Annotated in this window: 2 protein-coding genes; both read right to left on the bottom strand. The window is 27.3% G+C overall.

Annotated elements, in window-relative coordinates:
- On the bottom strand, positions 1–187 hold a 187-nt coding region (locus tag WBN21_RS14740; protein WP_424201589.1), incomplete at its 3' end, for a hypothetical protein.
- 195 nt (positions 188–382) lie between these two features.
- Positions 383–1,708 (bottom strand): TolC family protein, encoded by a 1,326-nt coding sequence (locus tag WBN21_RS14735; RefSeq protein ID WP_424201587.1) that lies wholly within the window; start codon positions 1,706–1,708, stop codon positions 383–385.
- Positions 1,709–1,784 lie beyond the last annotated feature (76 nt).

Genomic DNA, 1,784 nt, shown 5'->3' with positions numbered 1-1,784 from the left:
CAACTGTACTTGCACCACAACCTGATGAAGATGATGAAGATGAAGATGAAGAACTTCCTGATCCAGAACTAGAACCTTTTTTACCGTGTTTTTTTCCTTTTCTTTTTTTCCTTTTTCTTCCACCTGCGATAACCTCATCTATTTGATTATAGTTTAGGTCTTTAATTAAATCGTTTAATTTTATCATAATAATTTTTATTTTAGAGGGTTAATAACAATTTACTCGCCAAAATTATATAAATTAAACATTCTAAGTATCTCATTTTAACGAGTATATAGAACAATTTATCTAAAAGTGCAATTTCTGAAGTCTTTTACTTACGAATCAAGATGTTTTTAAACGGAAAAATTCACAAAAATGATTTTTCTTACAAAAAATCACTCAGTATTTTGTAATAATATCTAATTTTACAGAATTAAAATACCACTTATATTTAGCATTTATTAAATCTAGTTCCGATCTTAAAAGATTTCTTTTAGCAATTGCAAAGTTAAAGGCATTAATTTTTCCTTGCTCGTATTTTAGGGTAGAGGTTCTATAAGATTCTAATGCCGATACCAAAACTTCCTTTGAAGACCTATACTCCACTATTGCATTTTGAATATCTTGAATTGCCTTTTCAACTTCAAAAGTTAAATTATTAATGACTATCTTTTTTTCAATTAGTGCTTTTTCATATTCCTTTTTTGCTATTTTAACATCGTAACTTCCGCTAGCGCCATTAAAAATTGGAATATTTAAAGTGGCTCCAATAAAATTGGTTTTGTTGTCTCTTATTTGATTTCCAAAATTCGTAACGTCCTCATCAATATCTGTTAAACTCTTTACATAAAAAGACTCCATTTGGTATTTAAGCTTTAAAGTTGGCAACCCTCTTCCTTTTACTTCTCCAACACTTGCTTTTTGAATATCTACATTATAATCGGCACTTTTAGACTTTGCATTATTTTTTATAACTCTTTCTAAATAATAGGATTTATCTTTTAAAGCTGTGGAATCAACCTCAAAAAGGGCATCATAAAAAGTTACTTTTTCCGTATCTATTTCATAATTTAATAGGTATAGTAAATTTAATAACGCTGTGTTTTTACTATTTTCTCCTAATTCTACATTTTTTTTATCAATAGCATGTTCTGCAATAGCATCATATAGTTCACTTTTTGCTATGTAACCATAACTTAAAGCATCATTTAACCTATTTATTTGTTTTTCGCTTTCTTCAAATTGGTTTTTAAGCAATCCTAAATATTCATTATTAAACATAACATCCAAATAATATTGAGCTATGGTTAATAATAATTCACTTTTAATAACTCTAGAATCTGACAATGCTTTGTTAACTGAGGATTTTGATCTTCGATAGTTATTAAAATTTGAAAAATTAATCAAATCCATGGACGCACTTAAATATAAGTCATTAGAAAGAAAATCTTCATTAACTCTAGTATTAGTAGAAGGCTCAATGTTGAATCCAAATTCATAATCTTGAGTGACTCCCATATTAACACTTGGCAAAAAATGATACTTGCTTTTATCATTCAAAAGTTTTTGCTTTTCAATTTCTAAGATGTTTTGTTTTAAATCTAGGTTATTTCGAATGGCAAGAATAAAACATCCATCCAAGGTTAGTTCTAATTCTCCGTTTGTTTGAGAGCGTGAAGATTCCGCACATAACATGCAGATTATTAATAGAACAATATTTTTCATAAATAGGTTATTTAGGCTTTTAATGAGTGCAATATATAGAAATTAAAAAAATTAATAGTTTTTTGTATTATAAATA

The organism is Algibacter sp., from assembly GCF_049667265.1.
Taxonomy (GTDB): domain Bacteria; phylum Bacteroidota; class Bacteroidia; order Flavobacteriales; family Flavobacteriaceae; genus Algibacter_B.
Note: the sequence above shows the minus strand (reverse complement) of the source record. Positions and strands in the feature narration are given on the sequence as shown.

Bases quoted from the DNA above. Each gene is read 5' to 3' on its own strand.
- WBN21_RS14735 (WP_424201587.1), bottom strand. From the start codon at position 1,708: ATGAAAAATATTGTTCTATTAATAATCTGCATGTTATGTGCGGAATCT.